Genomic DNA, 4,176 nt, shown 5'->3' on the forward strand with positions numbered 1-4,176 from the left:
CATAGTTCTTGTATATAAAGTGAATGGGTGTTGCCTACCGTGTTTGGCGGGCAACACCCATTCACTCTATCTGGATTGGTAACGGCTGCTCATTCCGCGGCGATGGCGGCCTTGAGCTCCTCGACCTTGTTGGTCTGCTCCCACGGGAACTCAACGTCGGTGCGACCGAAGTGGCCATAGGCGGCGGTCTTCAGATAGATCGGACGCTTCAGATCGAGCTCGTCGATGATGGCGGCCGGACGCAGGTCGAACACCTTACGCACTGCGGCGGCGATCTGGCCGCGCGTCACACCATCACGCTCGGTGCCGAAGGTCTCCACGTTGATGGACACCGGATCGGCCACGCCGATGGCATAGGCCACCTGCACCTCGGCCTTGTGAGCCAAGCCAGCAGCCACGATGTTCTTTGCGACCCAGCGGGTGGCATATGCGGCGGAACGATCCACCTTGGACGGATCCTTGCCGGAGAATGCGCCGCCGCCATGGTGGGCTGCACCACCATAGGTATCGACAATGATCTTGCGGCCGGTCAGACCGGCGTCGGCAGCCGGGCCGCCGAGTATGAACGAACCGGTCGGGTTCACCAGCTGACGGTATCCCTCGTACGGCACCTTGTCGCCCAGGACTTCCTTCAGGACAGGGTCGATGACGTGTTCCTTGAGCTGCGCTTCAAGCCACTCATGAGTTGCCTCCGGGTCGTGCTGGGTGGAGATGAGCACGGTGTCCAGGCGTACCGGCTTGTCATTGTCGTCGTATTCCACGGTCACCTGGGTCTTGCCATCCGGGCGCAGATGCGGCACTTCGCCGGACTTGCGCACCTGCGTCAGACGGAAGGCCAGACGATGCGCCAAGTAGATCGGCAACGGCATCAGCACCGGCGTCTCGTCGGTGGCGTAACCGAACATCACGCCTTGGTCGCCGGCACCCTGAGCCTCGTAGCGTTCCTCGCGGCTGGCTGCGGTCTCCTGCTCGGCGGAAAGGCGGGATACGCCTTGATTGATTTCAGCGCTCTGACCGGTAATCGCCACAATCACACCGCAGGAATCGGCATCCAAGCCGACCTCTGAGGAAGTGTATCCGATGTTGCGCAGAGTCTCACGCACTTTGGACTGCACATCGCAGTATCCTTCGGAAGTGACCTCGCCGAACACTAGGAAGACGCCTGTGGCAGCTGAGGTCTCCACGGCGACATGGCTGGTGGGATCCTGCGCGAGCAGGTCGTCAAGAATGGCATCGGAAATCTGATCGCACACCTTATCCGGGTGGCCTTCGGTGACGGATTCCGCGGAAATAAGCCGCTTCTCTTCTGTCATATCATCCCTTTCATCAGGACTTATCGCCCCGCAAGCATGCGGAGCACAATGATACGGTTGTATTCATTTTTGATGGAAGCAGGCATAGCAAAGGGCTCGTGCCAACCAGCGCGGTGGCGCGAGCCCTTGGTCGTGTTCGCTCCTGAGTCTGTTTATAGCCTATGCAACTCGGTAAAGCAAGCATGTGACTCGAAAATCAGTGCACAGCGGAACCTTACGGCACATGGCATGCGGGGGAGCGTGACGGCGAAGCCGATCAGTTGCCTTCGCTCAGATCGTCTTCGCCCAGAGTCTCCTCAAGCAGACCTTCGTCGATTTCACGGAAGGCGATGGACAGCGGTTTCTCGTTGTTCTGGTACTCCACCAGCGGGCCGACGTTCTGCAGAAGGCCCTCGTTGAGCTGGGTGAAGTAGGAATTGATTTGGCGGGCGCGCTTGGCGGCGAAGATGGCCAGCGCGTACTTGGAATCAGCATGCTGCATCAGGTCGTCAATCGGCGGGTTCGCCAGACCGGTGGGGTGCGGGTCGGTGCCGAACGGCTCGGCAGCCTGCTCGTCAGCCTGATCCTTGACCTCGGTATCTTCTGCCATAAGTATGTGTCTCCAAACGTTGGAAAATCTATCTCAACCGAAGCAAGTGTAGCCTTGCCGTGGGACTTCATGCATGCTCGCAGACATCGGTGAACTGCTGGATGCGCCAAGCGAATAAGGTTACGGTTTTGAAAATTCCATTATTCGACTCTTGACAAGAAACGTGTCCCGTGCAAAGGCTTGAATGGAATCATGACCGAAATGCGATCTGCAAAACTCATGTCCGGCCGCGTCTTCGCAGGCGCGCGCGCCCTGTATCGTGCCGCTGGCGTCAGCGGCGACGACATGGGCAAGAAGCCCATCATCGCCATCGCAAACTCATTCGACGAGTTTCTGCCTGGCCACGTCCACCTGAACAAAGTGGGACGCATTGTCTCCGAAGCCATCAAAGAGGCTGGCGGCATCCCCCGTGAGTTCAACACTATGGCTGTGGATGATGGCATTGCCATGGGCCACACCGGCATGCTGTACTCCCTGCCTTCCCGCGACATCATCGCCGATACCGTCGAATACCAGTGCAACGCGCACTGCGCCGACGCCCTGATCTGCATCCCGAACTGCGACAAGGTCGTGCCGGGCATGCTCATGGCCGCCCTGCGCCTCAACATCCCGACAGTGTTCGTCTCTGGCGGCCCGATGGAGGCAGGCACCACAGTGCTCGCCGACGGCACCGTCAAGAAGAACACCGACCTCATCTCCGTGATGTACGCCTCCGCCGACGATAGCGTCTCCGAGGAGGACCTGCTCAACTACGAGAAGACCGTGTGCCCGACCTGCGGTTCCTGCGCCGGCATGTTCACCGCCAACTCTATGAACTGCCTGACCGAGGCCATCGGTCTGGCCCTGCCGGGCAACGGTACGATCCTCGCCTCCCACGGCTTCCGCAAGGAGCTGTTCCGCAAGGCCGCGCGCCAGGTCGTCAAGATCGCCAACCAGTACTACAAGGACGACGACGATTCCGTGCTGCCGCGCTCCATCGCCACCAAGGAGGCGTTCGAGAACGCCATGACCATGGACGTGGCCATGGGCGGTTCCACGAACACCGTGCTGCACATTCTGGCCATGGCGCAGTCCGCTGACGTGGACTTCACCCTGGACGACATCGAGCGCATCTCCCACACCGTGCCCTGCATCTGCAAGGCCGCGCCTTCCGGCAAGTGGGAGATCTCCGACGTGCACCGCGCGGGCGGCATCTGCGGCATCCTCGGCGAACTCGACCGCGCCGGCAAGCTGCACAGGAACGTCCACTCCATCGATTACCCGACGCTCGAGGACAAGCTCGCCGACTGGGACATCATGCGCGACACCTGCACCGAAGAAGCCAAGACCATGTACCACGCGGCACCTGGCCACATCATCTCCCCGGAGCCGTGGACGCACGAGACCCTGTTCGATTCGCTCGACACCGACCGCGTGAACGGCGCCATCCACGACATCGATCACCCGGAGATCCACGAAGGCGGTCTCGCCGTGCTGCGCGGCAACCTCGCACCTGACGGTTGCGTGGTGAAGACCGCGGGCGTGCCGCAGGAGATCTGGAAGTTCCGCGGACCGGCTCTGGTGGTCGAGTCCCAGGAAGAGGCCATCAAGGTCATCCTTGACGATACCCTGAAGCCCGGCATGGCCTTGGTCATTCGCTACGAGGGCCCGAAGGGAGGCCCGGGCATGCAGGAGATGCTGTACCCGACGTCCTTCGTCAAGGGCAAGGGCATCGGCAAGCAGGTGGCCATGCTCACTGATGGACGATACTCCGGCGGCTCCTCCGGTCTGGCCATTGGCCATATGGCTCCCGAGGCTGCGAACAAGGGCCCGGTGGCGCTCATCAAGAACGGCGACATCATCGACATCGACATCGAAGCCCGTTCCGTGAACGTGGAATTGACTGACGAGCAGCTGGCTCAGCGCCGTGCGGAGCTTGAGGCCGGCGATGGCTATGTGGCCCATCGTGACCGCAAGGTCTCTCAGGCTCTGAAGGCGTACGCCGCCTTTGCACGCTCCGCCGACAAGGGCGCTACGAGGGATCCTGACCTTATCAACAAGCTCTCCGGTCTCGCCTGATTTTGTTGGTCGACCGTTTGCGGGCGGTTATGACTTGGGGCCTGTCATCTTCTCTGTGCAGGAAGGTGGCAGGCCCCAAGTCATGTGCAGAACTCATTACGCAACATGCGGATACAGGGCGAAACATAAGTATTGGACGGTGTCGGTTTATGTTTCGACCCATATGGACCCTTGAAAATGGGACGAAACATAAACCGGTGTAAGGAAAAACTTATG

General features: G+C 60.3%; 3 protein-coding genes and 1 riboswitch. Of the genes, 1 reads left to right on the top strand and 2 read right to left on the bottom strand.

Annotation, left to right across the window (positions count from 1 at the left end; translation table 11 throughout):
* Positions 1–89 precede the first annotated feature (89 nt).
* Both metK and rpoZ read right to left on the bottom strand, forming a co-directional pair.
* Positions 90–1,313 carry a methionine adenosyltransferase gene (gene metK, locus BW14_RS11705; RefSeq protein ID WP_140463670.1) on the bottom strand — a complete coding sequence of 408 codons (1,224 nt, stop codon included), beginning with the start codon at positions 1,311–1,313 and terminating at the stop codon, positions 90–92.
* Positions 1,309–1,369, bottom strand: a riboswitch (SAM riboswitch). It overlaps the preceding gene by 5 nt.
* 200 nt (positions 1,370–1,569) lie before the next feature.
* Entirely contained in the window at positions 1,570–1,902 is a 333-nt protein-coding gene (rpoZ, locus tag BW14_RS11710) for a DNA-directed RNA polymerase subunit omega (RefSeq protein WP_044088689.1), read from the bottom strand.
* Between the two features lie 192 nt (positions 1,903–2,094).
* On the opposite strand from rpoZ, the gene ilvD reads away from it, so the two are divergent.
* Complete coding sequence (gene ilvD, locus BW14_RS11715) at positions 2,095–3,960, top strand: dihydroxy-acid dehydratase (RefSeq protein ID WP_044088688.1); 1,866 nt, start codon at positions 2,095–2,097, stop codon at positions 3,958–3,960.
* The last annotated feature ends 216 nt before the right edge of the window (positions 3,961–4,176 follow it).

This window comes from Bifidobacterium sp. UTBIF-68, from assembly GCF_006408855.1.
GTDB lineage: Bacteria > Actinomycetota > Actinomycetes > Actinomycetales > Bifidobacteriaceae > Bifidobacterium > Bifidobacterium reuteri.

Bases quoted from the DNA above. Each gene is read 5' to 3' on its own strand.
- metK (WP_140463670.1), bottom strand. From the start codon at position 1,313: ATGACAGAAGAGAAGCGGCTTATTTCCGCGGAATCCGTCACCGAAGGC.
- rpoZ (WP_044088689.1), bottom strand. From the start codon at position 1,902: ATGGCAGAAGATACCGAGGTCAAGGATCAGGCTGACGAGCAGGCTGCC.
- ilvD (WP_044088688.1), top strand. From the start codon at position 2,095: ATGACCGAAATGCGATCTGCAAAACTCATGTCCGGCCGCGTCTTCGCA.